Here is a 17,923-nt window from a genome sequence, read left to right as displayed (position 1 = left end):
GGCCGCGCCACTCAGTTGATCGCGATGGCAGGCGCGTCCGGGACACCAATACCGCCGCTGCTCCCGCGCCACAGGACACCGGGTCCGGAACGCAGCCAGGCGGCACGTCACCTCTGTGAGCGACCACCAGGGCGCCATCGAGATGGCCGACACCGAGATCGCCGACGGCAGCAACCCCGACGCCCTCACCCTGGCCGCGTCGATCAAGACCAGCCAGACCGCCGAAATCAGCGAGATGCAGCAACGCCTGCAAACCCTCTGACACCAGGCCCATGCCGTGGTGGCCGGTTCCAGCACCGGCCACCACGGCAGCAGCCCTGCGACGGTCTAAGCCCTGGAACCACAGCGCTGCGGTCCGAAGGATCTGGCTTTGTATCGGCCGACCTATTGCGGCCAGGGAGCACCCTTATTGATGGAGGGTGACTCCGCTGACGATCGCCACGGCGATGATCGCAGCTGCGACGAAGTCGACGGTCGCGCAGAACGGGGGCCACCACCGGGTGTTGGCGACGAAGTGGTTGCGGTGCTGCCAGAGGTCCTTCAACCCGTGGCCGGCGAAGCCGATGACGATCAGCCACGCCGAGCCGGTGACGCCGGCGGCGGCGAGGACCGCGAATGCGCCAGCGACGATGGTTTCCGCGGCGATGACGGTCGGGCGACCGTCGGCCACCGCGAAGCCGATGTACACCGCTGCGATCAAGGCGATGGACATGCCGTAGACCGTCGCCGCGTCAAGCCACCACAGGCTCAGTGGTGCTGCCGCTTGGAGAACGCCCCAGAGGGCGCCCCAGATGAGCGGTGCGCGACCGTTCGCGAACAGTCTTGTCAGGGTCGTCCGAGGCGGCGTCCCGAGAACACCATCCGGGTTCGGTTCCATGCTCATCCTTCGCCCGGGGGACGCTGATGCTGGAGCGGAGCGTGGTGAACTCAGTGTCCGGACGTCGTCTGTTTTTTCGATCGGTGTGTGGTTTCCCTCGGTCGTCTCGACGTCGCTGGGTTTATCCTTCATGATCAGTCCCTTTCCGGCGGGTCAGGTGTTCTCTCTCGTTCGACAACTGGTGCGTTGAGGGTGCTGTCGACACCCGGTTGTGCCCTCGTCTACTTCAGTGGTGTGCCGGTCCGGGCGGCGTCGACAACCTGGTTGATCGCCTGACTGGAGGCGGCGGCGGCGGTTTGGTTGTCGAGCAGTGCTTGGTGGCTGGCGCCGGGGACGACCAGGTGAACGCTGTTGTCCGACAACGCCGCCAGCTCCATCTGCGCAGCGAGCCAGCCGTTTTGGGTATCCACCGGCGCGGTGACGACGTACAGGGGAAGTTCACCGAGGTCAGTGACCGCGCGCGCCTGGGCCATCATCGTCGGGACCAAGGCGAGCTCATCCCGTTGGCTGCGGGCATGCCCGGCGGTGGATGAGTCGACGCGTACCTGGCGCTCGGCCTCGGCGGGCAGCCCGGCATCGCTCAAAGCGTTGACCAGCTGGGCGACGCTGAGGCGGGCCAGGCCGGGAAACAACCCGGTTGCGGTGGTCAACATGTCATAGATCCCGGGATAGTCGGGTAGTGCGGTGAACGCTGTGGGTGGGGTGGCGTCCAGCAGCACCATCCCGGCCACCTGCTCGGGATACCGGTCGGCGTAATCCAGCACGTACAGGCCGCCCAGGGAGTGCCCGACCATGACCAACGGGCCGGTGATGTTCGCGCGTTCCAGCAGGGTGTGCAGGTCGGTGGCGATTTGGTCGCCATCCTGCGCTGTCGGTGAGGAATCGCTGCGGCCGCGGCCCGCCCGGTCGTAGACACAAACCCGGGTGTGTGTCGCGACTGAGGGCTCGATCCATCCCCAGGCTGCGGAGGTTCCGCCGAGGCCGGGTTCCAGGATGACGGTGGGTTCACCGGATCCGGTACAGGACAGGTACAGCCGGTGGCCGCCGACGTCGATGAGCTGCCCGGGAATGCTTTCGGCAGATGCCTGGTCGACAGATTGCGTGACGGTGTGGATTCCGCCGCCGACCGCCGCGATGGCGGTGACCGCGATAACCGGGTAGAGCATCCATCGGCCGCCGCGGCGCGGCATTTGCCGGCGGATCTGGACGGTCATCCAGACCAGCAGACCCAGCAGGGCCGGCGGCCACACCCAGCCGAGGGCGTCCATGACCGCGTTGCTCGGGGTGAGGATGAGCAGCGCCGCACCGCCCACACCCATCACGGCGGCCGGAACGGCGGCCCACTTCTGCGGGTAGTCGGTGAACAACACCGACAATGCCAACAGGACAGTCCATCCCGCGGCGAAGGCGAGCAGCACCAGCGCGTCGACCACCGGCTCGGTCCCGCCCGCAGACACGACCACACCGACCGCGGCGGCGGCGAGCCCGACGAACAGGCTCAACGCGACGACCACCCGCATCGGCCACCGGTTGTGCCGCCGACGTGTCGGGGAAACTCGGCCGGCCGTCACGGGGGAGTCCGCACCGACTCGGGAGCCGTCAGGGCCAGTTGTCGTCACCGGTGGCCGTGCGGCGGTGTCTTGAATGATGCTGTGGTGCAGTGACATCACGGGTCTCCTGACCTGGAAGCGGATGGTTCAGTCTTGGTCGGTGCAGGGCCCGGTCGCGCCGGTGAAATCGCCGGGATCGGCGGTGCGGCGGTCAGACAACAGTCGCAGGCGCGTTGGCCGGGGCGTTCGCGATCTGGCCGGCGATATGTGCGGCGTCCGCACCGACGAAGCCGAGCAGCGCCGATCCCCTGGTGTGCTGCCAGGGCAGCCCGAGGAAGTACAGCCCGGCGATGGGGCTGACGCCCCGCTGGTGGACTGGTGCGCCGGCGTCATCGGTGGCGCCGGTGATGTCGATGAACCCGTAGTCGGAGCGATAGCCGGTGGCCCACACGATGGCCGCCGGGGCAGTCGTGGCACCGTCGGCGAAGGTCACCGTGCTGGCGTCGGTTGCGGTGACTCGCGGTCGCACGGTGACACCGGCCTCGGCCAGCTTGCGGGTGCTGGTCCCGATGACCAGTTCGCCGCTGTTGCGGAATCGGCGGCCCAACCGGGAGTGTGCCGGGGCAGTGAACAACCCCGTCCTGGTGAGCCACCAGAACAGGTCCCGGCCCAGAATCCGTTGCGGCAATGAGCGGGTGGCAGATCCGGTCGCGAGGGTGACGGGCCTAGTTCGGTGCAGTTCTGCCGCGATCTGTACACCGGAGTTGGCTGCGCCGACGACCAGGACCGGCCCGTCGGGCAGCTGGTCGGGGTTGCGGTAGGCGGAGCTGTGCAGCTGCATGATGTCCGGGCCGATGGCGGTCCCGACCGCGGGGATCACGGGTATCTGGAACGGTCCGGTGGCCACCACAACCTGAGTGGCATGGAAGGCCTCACTATCGGTGTGGACGGCGAATCCGGCTCCGTCCCGGGTCACGCTTGTGACCCGGGTGTGGTGTCGGATCGGCAACCCGAACGTCGTGGCGTAGTCGCGGAGGTATTGCACGACGGCGTCTTTCGCTGGGTAGCTGGCCGGGTCACCTGGGAATGGCAGGCCCGGCAGGCCCGAGTACCGGGCCGCGGTGAACAGGGTGAGCGAGTCCCAGCGTGACCGCCAGACGTGCCCGGTCTCCGGGCCGGCATCCACGATCAGGAACGAGCGGCCACGCTTCTGCAGCTGCTGTCCGATCGCCAGCCCGGATTGGCCGGCACCGATGACGAGCACATCGAGAACCGAATCCTGGGGATGAACATAGCTACCGCTGGGGATCGTCACGATGGACTCCTTGAAAGGGGGATGAAGTGCTCTGCGATGAGTGTTGAGCTGGACCAGGTGTCGTCGCGCCGGTGAAATAGCCGGGTCACAGAGTCACCAGCATTCCGCCGCCGCTCCCCGAACGATTTATCGCGGGATAGAGGTCCCGACCCCTGAGTCCGCTGTGGTGCGTGGTGTATTCGGCGCGGCGGTGCAGCATCGCGAGCAGCATGGCCGGCAGCATCAGCAGATGGCCGAGCAAAAACAGGCCACCGGCGGTGATCAGCCCGGTCCAATAGGGTGCGAACAGGGCGACGAACGGCGCGTACATCGCCGCGCTCATCTCAACGATGGCTGGCCAGGAGTGCCGGCGGACGGCCATCCAGGCCGCCATCCCGATGGTCATGTTGGTGGCCATCACCAGGGCGCGGAATTCGACCCCATTAACGGTCGGCCACAGTGGCCCAAGAACCAGCATGCCGAGCACCATGGCAGCAAAAATCTCCAAGAAATGCCGAATAAAACGCCAGGTTTCGGTGGTGCGAGTTGCGTTCACGTGAAGCTCTTGTCGGGCGTGGAGTAGTTGCCGGTGGCTAGTACTATTTCGCGTGTCCGTCTGGGCCGCTCTTCGGATCAGTGGGTCCCGCTTGCGGTCGCTGAATTGTCGGCGGGGTCGACGTGGAAGTTGAACATCATGCCGCTCTCGTGGTGCTCGGCGATGTGGCAATGCGCCATCCATATACCGGGGTTGGTTACGTCCAAGAGGATGTCGACCGTTTCACCGCGCCGCACGAGCACCGTGTCCTTCCACACCAGATTGGACTCGGTGGTGCCGTCGCGACTCAGGATCAGGAATCGGCCGGCCCCGTGCACGTGGAACGGGTGGTGCATGGGGTGGTCGGAGTCCATCTCGTTGACCAGTCTGATCTTCACCTGGTCGCCGACCCGGAACCGCCAGTTGATGCCGTGGTTCCGCGCTTCGGTCTCCCGGTCGAGAAGGATCCACCGCATGTTCGCCTGGGTGGTTCTCTGATTCACCTCCACCATGTCGTCCTCCCACTCGATGCCTTCCCCCGCGGGCGCATGGCCAGCGTGATGATGAGCCGCGGACGAGGGAGCCGGACTGTGGTGCGCTGCGTGGTTCTGGTGGTCGGCGTGTCCAGTGGTCGACCCGACCAGGTGCACGGGTAGCAGTTTCATCCCGCAGTCCAGGCACCGGGCGGGTTTCGTGCTGGTCACCTCGGGATGCATCGGGCAGACGTACCCGGCCGTCGTCACCGCGATCGAGAGCAGTTTCATCCCGCATTTCGGGCACCGGGCAGGTTCCGCGCTGATCACCTCCGGGTGCATCGGACAGGCATAGATCACCACGGCACCGGGTTCAGTATCGGGCTCATCCATGTCCATCTGGGCGACGAATGCGACGGTCTTATCCGGGTCTCCCTGCAGCTTGGGGGTGATCCGGTCGCGTTCGGCGACCATGTCAGCGTTGACCCGCAAGAAGCTGTAGTCGTCGGTCAGATCGTGAGTGACACGCTCTCCGCTCACAGTGACCTCGGCCAGCGGGTAAACCCGGTCGGGGGTGTGGTGCTCCAGCATCAGCGTCCCGGGTTCTGCGAACTGCACGTCGACGACGACGCGTTCGGAGGGGGCCAGAACGGCCGACTGGACGAACTGTTCGTGTTCGTAGCGGCCACTGTCGCCGCCGACGAGCTTCATTCGGGCACCGGGGATCGCGACGTTGAAAACCCGGGTGTTGGCGGTGTTCACCAGGTAGAGGCGAACGACCTCGCCGGCCCGTGCGGCGAGTTTCAGGTCCGGGTCGCCGTTGACGAGGAGCACGTCACCGAACCGGCCCATCGCGGTGTGCGTGGTCTGGGTGCGGCTGAACGGGGCGACAGCGCCGTCGGTGAGCAGAATGTCGTCCAAGGTGAGGGCGATTTCCCGGTTCACCGGCGGCCAGTAGTGGGGGTCGGTGGGTTCGACGATGATGGTGCCGTACAGGCCCATTTCCTGGCCGTAGTCCTGCCGGATGTGTGGGTGGTACCAGTACACGCCGGGGTCGGGGAAGGAGATCCGGTAGCCGAACTCGCCGCCCACCTCGATGGGGTCCTGGGTGTGGTGGGTGCCGTCGAACCGGTTGTCCAGCCGCAGACCATGCCAGTGCACGGTGGCTTCCAGGTCGCCGTCGTTGGCGGCGTTCACGATGACTTCGGTGCCCTGCCGGACGCGCAGGTTAGGCCCGGGGACGGATTCGTTGTAGGCCAGCATCCGGACCGTGGCCTCACCGATCTGCTTGGTCACCGGTCCCACGCGCAGTTCGTACACGGCGCCGTCGGCCAGCTGAACGGTCGGGGTGGGACCGCTGCCGGGAAGGCCGGTGATGTCGGCGCTGAACGCATCCTGCCCGCTTGATTCGCGCCCGACCCCGCTGTGCGAACAGCCGGTCGGCGAATCATGCTCGGTTGCCGAGGTGGTGGTCATCGTGGTGTTCCTTTCCTGGTGGCCTTCACGCATGGCGGCCGATTGACCCCGTGTGTTGGAAGCTGTTGTGTAATAAACACTTCGACTATTTCAAGCGCTGCGCCGGCATTGACTGGGGTCGCTGGACGGCACACGGTATTCCTCTTCTCCGTCATCGGCCTCCGGGCATCGGGGTCGTGGTGATGGCGGGACCGTTAAGTCCTGCTCTCCCCTCCACGGTGGCCGGGCTTCGGCCGCTGTACTAACTGAGGGATGAGCGGGGTGGAGTCGTGGAAGGGGCTAACTGGTTGTATGTCGTCAATCATCGGTGACGCATGGTGCGGTCGCACCGGTGAAACCACCTGGTTCCTGCACCATCCCTTTACGGTGGGAACCTCATGACCGCGTTTTCTCACCACCTCGGGACATCCGTTGGCGGGTTCAAATGGTGATCGCGATCTTTCCTTTGACGCTGCCGGCCTCGATGTGCCGCATCGCTTCGGGCACCCGGTCCAAGGGGTACGTCCGGTCGATGCTCGGGGTCACGTTGCCGGCGGTGATGTGGTTGGCGAGGACCTCCAGGTCGCTGGCCCGTTCCTTGGCGACCAAGCCGGTCAGTCGTTGGCCGATGAACCGGGTCAGGAGCAACGCCCGCAACTGTCGGTCGATGCCGCCGGTCAGGTTGCCCTTGCTTTCGCCGCCGACGATCACGGCGGTGCCGGTGGGGGTGAGCGCACGCCGCAGCCGGGACAGCGGGGAGTTGCCGCCGATGTCGATGATCAGGTCGTAGTGATGGACTCCGTCGGCGAAGTCGTCATGGGTGTAGTCGACGACCCGATCGGCACCGAGACTTGCTACCAGGTCAACTTTTCCGGTGCTGGCGACCCCGGTGACCGCCGCCCCGGCGGCCTTGGCCAATTGCACCGTGTAGCTGCCGACGCCGCCGGAGGCACCGATGATCAACACGTGCTGTCCCGGCTGCAACCGCCCAGCCGTCAACGCCTGCAGCGCGGTGCCGCCGGAGATCCCGACGACCGCTGCCTGCTCGAAGGAGATGTTCGCCGGTTTGTGAGCGAGCTTGTCCTCCCGGGCTGCGGCGTACTCCGCGAAGGAGCCCCGGCTGATGCCGAACACCTCGTCGCCCACGGCGAACCTGGTGACCGCTGATCCGACCGCCGCGACGGTGCCGGCGACGTCCCGGCCGAGCACCGGGTTCTTCGGCCCGCTGAACCCGAACCCCATGGCCCGCATCAGGTACGGCGTGCCGGTCGTCAGATGCACGGTGCCCCTATCAACACCGGCCGCATGCACCTGGATCAGTACTTCGTGGTCGGCGATGACCGGTCGGCCGATCCGTGCCGCGTGCAGCACCTCGGTGGAGCCGTAGCGGTCCTGCACGATCGCCCGCATTGTTGAATCACCTGCCGCTTGGTTTGTCTCGGTCCTCGCGATGTTCTTGCCGTCAAAGCTCATGATCGTTTTCCCTTCCGGAGTTTGGGTGTGTTTTCGGGTGAGAGGTGCTTGGTCAAGGGGTGTGTGCTAGAGCACCATCGAAGAAAGGAAGCCGTGATGTCTCAGCAGCGGACCATCATTCAAGACTGCCGGGCCTCAGTTTTCGTCCGAAGAAGTGATGGTTGCGCCGGTGAAATCACCGGGATCCACCGCAAAGCTGAGTTCAGGCGGCCGGCACGACCGCCGCTGCGGCAGTGATGTGCCGAGCGGGGGCTCGGTTTCGGTTGGCCGCGTCCACGAGTGCGCCTCGGATGACGTAGCCAGCGGTCCGCCGTTCAGGACCGATGAGACGACGTCGACGATCCCTTGCGCGGGCGGCGGTGGCGTCGCATCCGCGACCAGCACTTCGGGGCAACGCCGTTGATGACGCGGGGCACGCTGCTGGTCGACCCGATCGTCAGCTCGCCCTCGGACGTTATTGTCAGCGCAAGTGCAGGGACGCCCGGCCAGTTGCGAGATGCCACCCCTTCCACTGCCTTGAAGACCCGCAACGGCGGGCGCGACTTGACGTCCTTTCTAGAGGCCGAGCATGAAGGCATTGCGGACGGCGTCGTTGACGGAGTGTGCCAGGGCAGGTCCGGCCAGGTTGCGGGAGCGGCGCCATGCGAGCGACAAGGGCACCCCGAGCACGACATGCACGCCGACCAGTTCCACCACCTGCAGCGGCACCGGCAGACTGTTTGAGACGGGTAGGTGCCACAGCCCCCATAGCGCCGACACCAACACTGCGGACCGCCAGCCGCCTCGGTCACCGTCGTGATGCACGTGCTCGTCGAGGGCGCCACGGAACGCGACCTCTTCGAGCAGGAACGTCGCCGGAAAGTACAGCGCGCTGTATTTGGCCATTGCGGCGAGCGCTGCCGCCACAGGCAGCGGCGCCCCGGTCGAGACGTGCACGGTTCCGTACACAAGCGCCATGCCGCTCGCACCGATGGCAATCGGCAGGGCAGCTGAGCGCACCGCGGCCCAAAGCGAGCCGGCACGCAGCGCGAACGCGGCGGCGAAGGCACCGGCGATGGCTGAGAGGTACCAGCTGAAGAGGGTCCAGTCGCTGTCGACCAGAGCCCGAGCCGCGAAGTACCCGGGGACCAGCGCCAGGCCGACCGCCAGCGCGAAACCCTTCGTGTCCAACGCGAATCGGGTCGTCGTGCGAGCGAACAGTTCGCGCAGTGGACGGCGGCGGACGAGCACCTGAAAGGCGATGGTGAGCGGGATCCCCAGGAGTAGGTAGGCGTCGCTGCCGAGATGCAGCAGGTACCCGGCTGTCATCCAGACCCCGACGAACGTAACTGCTTCCGTGGTTCGACGGCGACTGGATCTGTCCGCGTGCCGGTGGTCGGCTGTCTGCGATGTCATGCGCAATGTCTTTAGCCGGACGGCCATGGCAAGCCTCTCCGTTCTGGGTTCGCCGGACTCTGGAGGCCTCTATCGGTTGGCCGGTAGCGTCCCTAGGCGGTCAGTTGATGCCGACGACCTTGCTTGGGACGGCGATTGCTCACACCGGCAGAACAGCCAGGATCGGCGAGTTGGTTGCCCTCGGGGTGTAGGTGATCCTCTCCCCACGCAGGGATCCGCACTGGTGCGTTCCCGCCCAGCACGATCCCGACGGCCCATCGGTCATGACAGCGGCTGATCTCGCCGCTCTGCACGGCATCGACAGTCTCAGCCTCACAACACGCATTCGACGCCCTCGCCGCCAGCCCACGGGAATGCAAGATGCACCGTTCCATTCAGCCGAGATCGCCCGCTGAATCGAATGCGCGGCAGACGCCTACTTTCGTGTCATGCTCGGCGCCGGTGGCTCAGTGTCGCGGTCGTCCGCTCACGCACACTCCCCGATGGTCAGCGCCGCTTGCGCTTCTCCGGCCGGCACCGACGGACCTACCGGCGGCGTGCAGACCCTGCTGTCCGGACCACCGCGGTCCGCACCGACGACATTTTCCAGGGGTCCGGCGTGCTATTCCAACACGGTGTAACCGGCCTGCACGATGGCGGCGGTCAGATCCGTGCGGTCCACCGGTCGTTCGGCGGTCACTGTGATGACTCCGGCAACCTCATCAGCAGTGATGAGCCGAATTCCGGGGAACTGGTTGATCGCTTCGCCGACCGTCTGGAGGTCGGTGGCAGAGTTCATGCCCGCGATCAAGATCGTGGTGGTGCCAACGAACACTCGCGGGGTGTTGAACATCATGACCGCTCCTCCACGAATCGACAAGGCGCCGGGTTGGTTCGTTGGCAGAGGCCACCCGGCACAGCGCAGTCTCGGGTCGGCACGCACCGTCCCGTTGTTGGCCATCGACAGCCGGGCGTCGGCCGTCGTCATGATGGTGTGGACGGGACTTGTCTTTCCCTTCGCGGTGACCGGGCATCGGCCGCCGTACTGCTGGTCAGGTGACTTTGTTTCAGGGGAATGACTTGAGCTTCGTGGTGCGGTTGTCTCACCAGTGTTGGCGGCGATGACTCGTTCTCGCGCCGGCGAAACCACCTGTATCTCCTCGGTCGCAAAGCCACGCTGCGCTCAGCCGCAGGTCGCCTCCGTCGGAGGTGACCTGACCACACCCAGCCGGCTGACCGATGCGCTCGGCTGCCGTCGGCCATCAGCCGAGGTTGATCCTCGCCAGTTCGCTGCGCGAGGTGATACCCGTCTTTGCAAACACATTGCGGAGGTGGAAGTCGATTGTCCTGGGGCTGAGGAACAACTGGGCGGCGACTTCGCGGTTGGAAAGCCCCTGTGCGACAGACGAAGCGATCTGCCGTTCCTGCGCGGTGAGCGCCACGCTCGTGGAGGCATCCCGTTTCCGTGCGGTCTCACCGGAGGCCCGTAGTTCCAGTTCGGCGCGCTTCACCCATGGTTCGGCGCCTAGGTCCTGGAAGATTTGAAGAGCCGTTCGCAACTGTTCTCGTGCATCGACCCGGCGGCGGGACCGGCGGAGGAACTCCCCGTAGGCCAGGTGGGTGCGGGCTCGTTCGAATGGGCGGTCCTGGCTTGGCTCGGTTCCGAGAGCCTGGCCGAAGAATCTCTCGGCTTCCGGTGCTGATTCCCCTTGTGCCGTGTACAAGGCGCGCCCGAAGGCGACGGCTCGTCGGGCGTGCGGGGTGTCGGTTATTTCCGCGAATTGTTCTAGTTCTGTCACCCATTTCGCGGCGGTGTCCAGGTGGCCGGTCCGGGCGGCGATGTCCAACCGGTCGTGAGCGGCAAGTCGCGTCAGTGTGGGCTGGGTCATCTGCTGGAAGTGGTGTAGCGCGGCCGCTGGTTCGCCGGTGAGCGCTGCGCGGCAGCCCTGGGCCCACCGCCGGGTGTCCTGCATGAGCACGCCCAGGATGCCGGCAGGCTGCCCGGCGGTGACCTTATCCAACTGGGCCAACAGGCCGTCATAAGCCTGATCGCCGCGCCACGCGGCGAGCAGCGCCAGTTGCGCCAGGGGCATTGCGGTGAGGCCTTGTTGCCCACTGCTGCGGGCCAGTTCCACCGCTTCGGTGGCATGGGCGGCCGCGCCGGTCCAGTTCCCGCCCGAGAGGTCGGCCAGCGCCAACCGCGGCAACGCGAACAGGACCAGACCTATCGCCCCGTCGTTGCGCGCCCGGGTCAACAGGCGGCTGAACAAGCGGCGGAAGCCGTCGTCGTCGCCAAGGTGGAAGGTCGCGATCCCGAGGTTGGTCAGCAGGTCCGTCTCGGAAGTGTCACGGCCCAGTATGACGGCCTGCCGCAGAGAATCGGCTGCGGCGGCAAGGCCGTCGTGGTTCAGGTGGTAAAACCCGGTCAACAGGTGGGTGAAGCACCTTGCCCGGATCGAGGTGTCCTGGACGCTGGACGCCAAGAGTTCTGCGGGATCGAGATCGGTGCGGTCCTGTTCAGGCAGGAAGGTGGACCCTGCCGCAGCGATCATTCCGATTTCGCGTGCCCGCTGCGGGTCGGTCGCCACCACGTCCCGGGCGGCCTGATCCCAGATTCCGACGCCGACCGGCACGGAACCGGCAACGAATTCAATGCGTCCGCGGAGCCGATCCAGGTCGGCGCGCACCACAGGATCGGTGACACCGGCCCGGGCGCTGCTGGCCAGACGCATCGCCCGCGGCAACTGCGCCGCCAGATACGAGTTGGTGGCCGCAGCGAGAAGCCTGGCGCTGCGGCCCTGCTCGTCGCTGGTCAGCTCTGCGGCCCGTTCGAAAGCCGCACTGGCGGCCTCGAATCCACCCCTGGCCGCTGCGCGCCGAGCGGCGTCGTCCAGCTCGGCAACGACCTGGGCGTCGGGTTCGTCGACCGCTGCGGCGAGGTGCCAGGCGCGCCGGTCAGCGTCCTGACCGTCGGTCATTACCTGGGCCAGCGCCCGATGCGCCTGCTGTCGAACGTGCGTTGCAGCCGCCTGATAAACAGCGGAACGGACAAGCGGGTGGCGGAAACCGATGTCGTTCCCGGCGACGGTCAGCAACCCAGATCCCTCGGCCTCGTTGAAGGCGATATGGCCGATGCCGAGCAGTTCCGCGGCCTTCCGAACCACGCTCACCTTGGTCGAATCGTCGGCGGCCGCAACGCACAGCAATGTCTGCGTGTCCGTGGATAGCCGGCGACTGCGGTCCAGGAAAACCCGCTGCACCCCCTCGGTCAGCGGGAGGTCCACCGGCAATGGTGCGCTACCGGCCAGCTGGGCCGGCGAGAGCGACCCCGGCAGCTCGACCAGAGCCAGTGGGTTCCCCCCGGTCTGCCTCATCAGCCGGTCCCGAACGTCATCGGCGACGGGCGCACCGGCCCGGTCGGTGAGCAACGCTGTCGCGGCGGCCGCGTTGATGCCGCCAACCAGCAGCTCGGGCAGTTCATCGCTTTCGAAACGGCGGACGTCACCATCGCGGGCCGCGAACAGCATCGCAACCCGTTCCGGTCCGAGCCGGCGCGCCACGAAGAGCAGTGCGGCAGTGGAGGCTTCATCCAGCCAGTGAGCGTCATCGACAACACACAGCACCGGTGACACCTCGGCCGCCTCCGCCAGCAGGCTGAGCGTGGCCAGGAAGACCAGGAACCGGTCACCCGCCCCGGCGTCGCTTTCCCCGAACGCCGCTCGCAGCGCCGTCGCCTGCCGCGCAGGGAGGTGTTCCACGAGCCGCATCACCGGACGCAGCAACCGCTGCAACGCCGCAAACGGCAACGGCGACTCCGACTCGATGCCTCGGGTTGTTAGGACCTGCATGCCCTCCGCGACATCAGAAATAGCGCGGTCCACCAAGTCGGCCAGCAGCGCGGACTTCCCGACACCCGGCTGCCCGCGGACCACCAACGCACTACCCCGGGAGTGGCGGGCATCGGCCAGCAGCGCCAGGAGGCGCTTCTGTTCCCGATCCCGGCCGTGAAGCACCTCGGCAGCGTAGGCGAAGCCGGTCCGGTGCTCCACCCGCGAACCCGGCGACTACACGGTGAGCGAGCAGGCCCGCTCGCTCACCAACCTGGGAAGAGCATCCGATCAACGCCGGGCAGTCCGCAACCTCCAATTTAGTCACCCACCAGCGTTGACCGTGGCTCGCACCAGGGGTTCGGGTTGGGTTGGGCGTTGAAGAATCGGTCGGACACGGAATCACGCCCAGCTGCCGGAAAGGCTCATGCAACTACTTGATCGGAATGGCCACCGTCAGCCGATCTTTGCGTCGACGACATGGACGGCTCCACCGAGGATGTCGTTAACGTCCGATCAGCGTTGACGGCGCCAATCTCGATATCGACATCAGCGCGGAGCCAGTTGCCGAGGCCCACATTGAGGACGGTAAGAGTCGGAAACCGCGAGCCAGATCATTAGCGCCATTTGTGTTTCGTCAGCGGCTCCGGAACAGGGGACGGTGAACCTGGGTTGGTTTTCGGGTCGGTGAGTCGGGTGGTCATGCTGACTCCTTGAACAGGTGGGTGTAGTGAGTGGGGTAGAAGGCCTACCTGAGGATTGCTGACGGCGGCACGACGTCCTCGTCGAAGACGAACGTCATTTAGGGCGACGGCCGCCGCGGGGCCCGAGCCGCCGCCGGCCATGGTCTTTGCGGGCGGGTCGACGACGTTCCCGGCGCTATGCGTCGGCGTGGTGGAGTCGCCAGGCGGCGAGTCCGATCAGGGCGATCGCGTAGCTACTCATCACTGCGAATCCGGTGAAGGGAGACAGCGGGTGAGCGACGCCGAAGGTGCCGTCGATGAGCACCGAGCCGGCGTTGGAGGGCAGGTATTGCGTGAAGTGGTCGGTCCAGGATGAGGGCAGCAGATTTGTCATCGGTGGGATGACGAAGAAGACCGCGACGAACGTGGTGATGGCGGCAGCGGTGTTGCGCAGCAACGCACCCAGCGCGACGGCGGTGATTCCGGCGACGGTGAGGTACAGCGCGGCCCCGATGACGGACCGCAGTGCGCCAGGGGTGGACAGGGTGGCGGTGGGAAGGTACCCGCTCAAGAGCGCTTGCCCGACCAGGAACGCCGCGACGCTGGCGGCGAGCAGGGTCACGAACACAACGGCGGCGAACACGGCCAGCTTGCCCCAGAGCATCGGCAACCGGCGGGGCACAGCGGTGAGCGAGGAGCGGATCATGCCCGTGCTGTATTCGCCGGTGATCAGGAGCACCCCGAGCGCTCCAATGGCGAGTTGGGCGATGAAGGTGCCGGTCAGGCTGGTCGAGATCGGGTTGGCGACGGCCCCGAAGGTGCGGGGCTGATGGGCGGTGATCGCCGCGAGCAAGGCGCCGAGGCCGATCATCAGGAACACGGCGGCGACCAGAGTGAAGAGGGTGGAGCGAAGCGAGCGGAACTTCGTCCATTCGGACCGCACAACTCGCAATTGGGTCACCCGTAGCCGTTGTGCGGACGTCGTCCCGATGGGAGTCAGGATGCTGTTCATGCCGCCACCGCCGCAGCGTGGTCGGTGGAGCGGTATTCGACGGAGTCCTGGGTGAGTGTCATGAATGCTTCCTCCAGCGATGCGTGTTGGACGGTGAGTTCGTAGAGGAGGATGTGGGACTGCCAGGCGATCGTGCCGATGTGGTCCGCGGTCAGACCGCCGACCCGCAGCACGTCGGGGTGGTTGTCAACAACGGTGATGTCGGTGACGCCGGTGGCGAGCAACAGGTCGCGCAGCCTCGCGGCCTCGGGGGTCCGCACCATGACGGACCGGATTGACGCTCGCGCGACGAAGTCCGTGACGGTGGTGTCGGCGATCAGCCGGCCCCGACCGACGACGACGAGACGAGTTGCGGTTTGAGCCATCTCGCTCATCAGATGGGAGGACACGAACACGGTGTGCCCGCGGGCGGCGAGGTCTTTGAGCATGGTCCGCATCCACAGGACACCCTCGGGGTCCAGGCCGTTGACCGGCTCGTCCAACACCACGGTCTGCGGGTCGCCCAACAGTGCCGTTGCCACGCCCAGCCGTTGCCCCATGCCGAGGGAGAACCCCCCGACCCGTTTGTCGGCGACCTGCTGCAGACCGACGAGATCGATGACCTGATCCACCCGGCGGCGGCTGATCCCGTTCGTCTGCGCCAGCGCGAGCAGGTGATTTTTGGCGGAGCGGCCGGTGTGCACCGCCTTGGCCTCTAGGAGCACGCCGAGTTCGGTCATCGGCGCGTGGGCTGACCGGTAGTCGCGACCGTTCACCGTGACGCTGCCGCCCGTCGGTCTGTCCAGGCCGGCGATCATCCGCATCGTGGTGGATTTTCCGGCCCCGTTCGGGCCGAGGAAGCCGGTGACGATTCCGGGCTGGACGGTGAAACCTAAGCCGTCGACCGCGAGTTTGTCGCCGTACCGCTTGCTGAGGTTTTCCGCTTCGATCATGGTGGTTGCCCTTTCTGAATGGTGGTGGGCTAGGTCGTGACACGGGTCGGTGAAGCGCTGTACAGATGGGGCCACCGTGCTGGCTGCCTCCGACTGGGTGGCATAGGTGGCCTTGACACCCATCACCTTCGCCGGAGGCGGGCTGGTGTCGCGCCGGTGATTTCGCCGGGTTTGCCGCGCCGGGACCTTAACCAGCCGGGGCCTTGATCCGGCGATTCTCGCGAACTCTCAACGGCAACCGAAATCTGAACCAGCTGTCGGCAGGCATTGAACTGGTCGTCGCAAAATCCCGAGCAGGAGGTGAAATGGGTAGGTCAGCCGTTCCGGATTAACCTCCCCGCGTCACGCATCCAACCCTCCACGTCGACACGGTGGTTGCCCCGCCGGGTCTTACCCGCCGATGGGATAAGCCCCGAGCGCACGCTGCAGGACCTCTAGCAGGGTCCCTTCCTCTTCGCGTGGGGGCCTGGCGGCCAGCGGTACCCGTCGGGCGGGCGGGACCACCGTCCTGATGGGGCGATCGGCGGCTGGACCCCCACCAAACGACGACCTTGCAACGATGCCGACGAACGATCCGGCAGCTGCTTTCTCGACGCCAGTGGCTGTATGCCAGGCTCGCCAACGTCGGAGAGGAGGCGTCCTCGATCTATCTCTGAACTACGTGCAGCACATCGCGGACCGGTATGCCCCCATCGACACCGCGATCCTCTTCCTCGGTGGAGTACGGCACAAGCCGATGCTCGACGCCCAGCTCGTCACCCTCGACAACACGCAGGCCACCTGGGTCACCCGTGCGTTGCGTGCGCGCCGCGTGATCCCGGCACACTTCGAGGGCTGGGCGCACTTCCAAGGCACCCGAGACGACCTCACCCGCGCATTCGACGAAGCAAACGTGTCCGACAGGCTCGAATACGCCTGATGTCGAGCACTCTGCCGGCCCCGGCACCGTCCCACTGCCTCATTGGTCCCACTGCCTCATTGCTCCACGGCGGTCCCGGCCAGCACCCGCTGACCCGAGGAATCCTGCTCCCCGTCGGCCTCCTCCCGCGTGATGGTCATGGCGGGGAAGTCCTGCGGGGAGACGCCCGCCCAGAGGATGACGTCGGTGCCTTCGTTGAACGTGCCGATCGGCACCAACACCCCGGCCTCGTTTCGCAGCCAGGCCTGGTAGAAGCGCCCGCCGTCGAGCCGGGGCAGGCTGGTCGCGTCCAGGTGGATCTCCCACCCGGAATCTTTCTTCAGCATCGTCGCCGTCCCGGAGGCTCCCGGCGCGAGTTCCGTTGCCGCGAGCGCGACGTCGAACCGTCGTTCGGCTGACGGGTCGCGCAGCAGCAGGACCGCGGACAGGGCGACGGCGACCACCGCCGCGGCCGCCGCAACCAAGAAGGCGGGGCGCTTCCAGCGAGGGCGGCGGGAGGCGAGGTCGATGGGTGCCTCCGGGGCGTCCGCTGCACGTTGCTGAGCAGCCGCGGCAGTGATGCCTGCAACCACCGTGTCCTCGAGACCGGGCGGTGGTTCGGCCCAGAGCGTCGGATCGGCCAGCAGATCCCGCAGTGCGTCCAGTTCGGCACGGTCGTCCGCGTCGAGTTCGATGCCGCCCTCACCTGCGAGGTGATCAATGCGCGCGCGGTCCATCGCGTCGCCGGTGCCGGCTCCGTCATCCATCGTTGTCACCTCCTCCCGCAGGGTAATTCCGGTTGCTGTGGTCCTCACTACGCCCGGTGCGCCGGGTCTCACCGCGTCAATCGAATCCTTCCCGTAGGTGGCCAAGACGTGCGGCCAGCTTCTTGTGCGCGCGGAACGATCGGGATTTCACCGTGCCCACCGGCAGGTTGAGCCGCTCGGCGACCGCTGTCTGGGTCATCCCCTCGAGGTGCTGCAGTTGCACGATCTCGCGTTCGTCGTCCGGCAGTTCGTCGAGTGCCTGCCGGACCTGCCAGACGTCGTAGGTCCGCTCGATCGCCACGGGGGCCTGGACCAGAGCGGGATGCCCGGCGGACACGTCGTCCAGCGCCGACGACTTCTCGCGGGATTCCTGCCGGTAGACGTCGATGGCCGTCCGCCGTGCGATGGTCGCGAGCCACGGCGCCAGGTCCTTCGTCAGGTCGACCGTCCCGGCAGATTTCCACGCCTTCAGAAACGTTTGCTGGGTCGCTTCCTCGGCCAATTGCTGCGAGCCCAGCTGATTGCGGCACACCGCGAAAACCAGCCGCCCGTATTCGCGGTAGACCGCCCGGACCCCATCGGCTTCGCCCGCGCGAAACTGCCGCAGCTCGTCCGGGGTCAGCACCAGGACAAGGGTAGTCGGCAGCGTCAATCGCGCTTGTCGAGGAGACACGGCAGCTCATACCCGGGAGTACGAGGGAAATGGCCAACCGGTTCGCGGGACTTGTCAAACGAATTAAGTAGCGGTGGGTGGCAGCCGCAACCGACCGAGA

15 protein-coding genes are annotated in these 17,923 nt (G+C 66.4%); 2 read left to right on the top strand and 13 right to left on the bottom strand.

What is annotated here, in order from left to right:
- Nucleotides 1-115: 115 nt before the first annotated feature.
- On the top strand, nucleotides 116-262 hold the full coding sequence (locus ACVBEQ_RS03820) for a DUF305 domain-containing protein (protein WP_447152090.1): 147 nt from the start codon (nucleotides 116-118) through the stop codon (nucleotides 260-262).
- Nucleotides 263-406: 144 nt separating this feature from the next.
- Here the strand turns inward: ACVBEQ_RS03820 and ACVBEQ_RS03815 are convergent, their stop codons facing one another.
- From ACVBEQ_RS03815 to ACVBEQ_RS03765, 11 genes are all read right to left on the bottom strand, one after another.
- Nucleotides 407-877, bottom strand: coding sequence for a hypothetical protein (locus tag ACVBEQ_RS03815; RefSeq protein WP_447152089.1), 471 nt, complete (start codon nucleotides 875-877; stop codon nucleotides 407-409).
- Nucleotides 878-1,098: 221 nt separating this feature from the next.
- Nucleotides 1,099-2,448, bottom strand: coding sequence for an alpha/beta fold hydrolase (locus tag ACVBEQ_RS03810; protein WP_447152088.1), 1,350 nt, complete (start codon nucleotides 2,446-2,448; stop codon nucleotides 1,099-1,101).
- 190 nt (nucleotides 2,449-2,638) lie between these two features.
- On the bottom strand, nucleotides 2,639-3,742 hold the full coding sequence (locus ACVBEQ_RS03805) for a flavin-containing monooxygenase (protein WP_447152087.1): 1,104 nt from the start codon (nucleotides 3,740-3,742) through the stop codon (nucleotides 2,639-2,641).
- A gap of 85 nt (nucleotides 3,743-3,827) precedes the next feature.
- Nucleotides 3,828-4,277: a hypothetical protein gene (locus ACVBEQ_RS03800; RefSeq protein WP_447152086.1), complete on the bottom strand. Its 450-nt coding sequence runs from the start codon at nucleotides 4,275-4,277 to the stop codon at nucleotides 3,828-3,830.
- A 77-nt stretch (nucleotides 4,278-4,354) separates the two neighbouring features.
- Nucleotides 4,355-6,205: a multicopper oxidase domain-containing protein gene (locus ACVBEQ_RS03795; protein ID WP_447152085.1), complete on the bottom strand. Its 1,851-nt coding sequence runs from the start codon at nucleotides 6,203-6,205 to the stop codon at nucleotides 4,355-4,357.
- Nucleotides 6,206-6,625: 420 nt separating this feature from the next.
- Nucleotides 6,626-7,594 (bottom strand): NAD(P)-dependent alcohol dehydrogenase, encoded by a 969-nt coding sequence (locus ACVBEQ_RS03790; RefSeq protein WP_447152084.1) that lies wholly within the window; start codon nucleotides 7,592-7,594, stop codon nucleotides 6,626-6,628.
- A gap of 618 nt (nucleotides 7,595-8,212) precedes the next feature.
- Nucleotides 8,213-8,965: a CPBP family intramembrane glutamic endopeptidase gene (locus ACVBEQ_RS03785; RefSeq protein ID WP_447152083.1), complete on the bottom strand. Its 753-nt coding sequence runs from the start codon at nucleotides 8,963-8,965 to the stop codon at nucleotides 8,213-8,215.
- Between the two features lie 688 nt (nucleotides 8,966-9,653).
- Entirely contained in the window at nucleotides 9,654-10,019 is a 366-nt protein-coding gene (locus tag ACVBEQ_RS03780; RefSeq protein ID WP_473163157.1) for a heavy-metal-associated domain-containing protein, read from the bottom strand.
- A 274-nt stretch (nucleotides 10,020-10,293) separates the two neighbouring features.
- The gene (locus ACVBEQ_RS03775) at nucleotides 10,294-13,080 is read right to left on the bottom strand and encodes a helix-turn-helix transcriptional regulator (protein ID WP_447152081.1); all 2,787 of its coding nucleotides are present in this window, start codon (nucleotides 13,078-13,080) and stop codon (nucleotides 10,294-10,296) included.
- A gap of 657 nt (nucleotides 13,081-13,737) precedes the next feature.
- Nucleotides 13,738-14,553: an ABC transporter permease gene (locus ACVBEQ_RS03770; RefSeq protein WP_447152080.1), complete on the bottom strand. Its 816-nt coding sequence runs from the start codon at nucleotides 14,551-14,553 to the stop codon at nucleotides 13,738-13,740.
- Nucleotides 14,550-15,485 carry an ABC transporter ATP-binding protein gene (locus ACVBEQ_RS03765; RefSeq protein ID WP_447152079.1) on the bottom strand — a complete coding sequence of 312 codons (936 nt, stop codon included), beginning with the start codon at nucleotides 15,483-15,485 and terminating at the stop codon, nucleotides 14,550-14,552. The genes ACVBEQ_RS03770 and ACVBEQ_RS03765 overlap by 4 nt, the downstream gene beginning before the upstream one ends.
- A 559-nt stretch (nucleotides 15,486-16,044) precedes the next feature.
- Between ACVBEQ_RS03765 and ACVBEQ_RS03760 the strand changes: the two genes are divergently transcribed.
- Nucleotides 16,045-16,404: a hypothetical protein gene (locus tag ACVBEQ_RS03760; protein ID WP_447152078.1), complete on the top strand. Its 360-nt coding sequence runs from the start codon at nucleotides 16,045-16,047 to the stop codon at nucleotides 16,402-16,404.
- Between the two features lie 56 nt (nucleotides 16,405-16,460).
- Here the strand turns inward: ACVBEQ_RS03760 and ACVBEQ_RS03755 are convergent, their stop codons facing one another.
- A complete protein-coding gene (locus ACVBEQ_RS03755) occupies nucleotides 16,461-17,150 on the bottom strand; it encodes an anti-sigma factor (protein WP_447152077.1) in 690 nt (229 codons plus the stop codon).
- 76 nt (nucleotides 17,151-17,226) lie between these two features.
- Nucleotides 17,227-17,775 carry an RNA polymerase sigma factor gene (locus tag ACVBEQ_RS03750; RefSeq protein ID WP_447152076.1) on the bottom strand — a complete coding sequence of 183 codons (549 nt, stop codon included), beginning with the start codon at nucleotides 17,773-17,775 and terminating at the stop codon, nucleotides 17,227-17,229.
- Between the last annotated feature and the right edge of the window lie 148 nt (nucleotides 17,776-17,923).

It is taken from the genome of Nakamurella sp. GG22, assembly GCF_052976845.2.
This window is presented reverse-complemented; position numbering and strand designations above follow the sequence as displayed.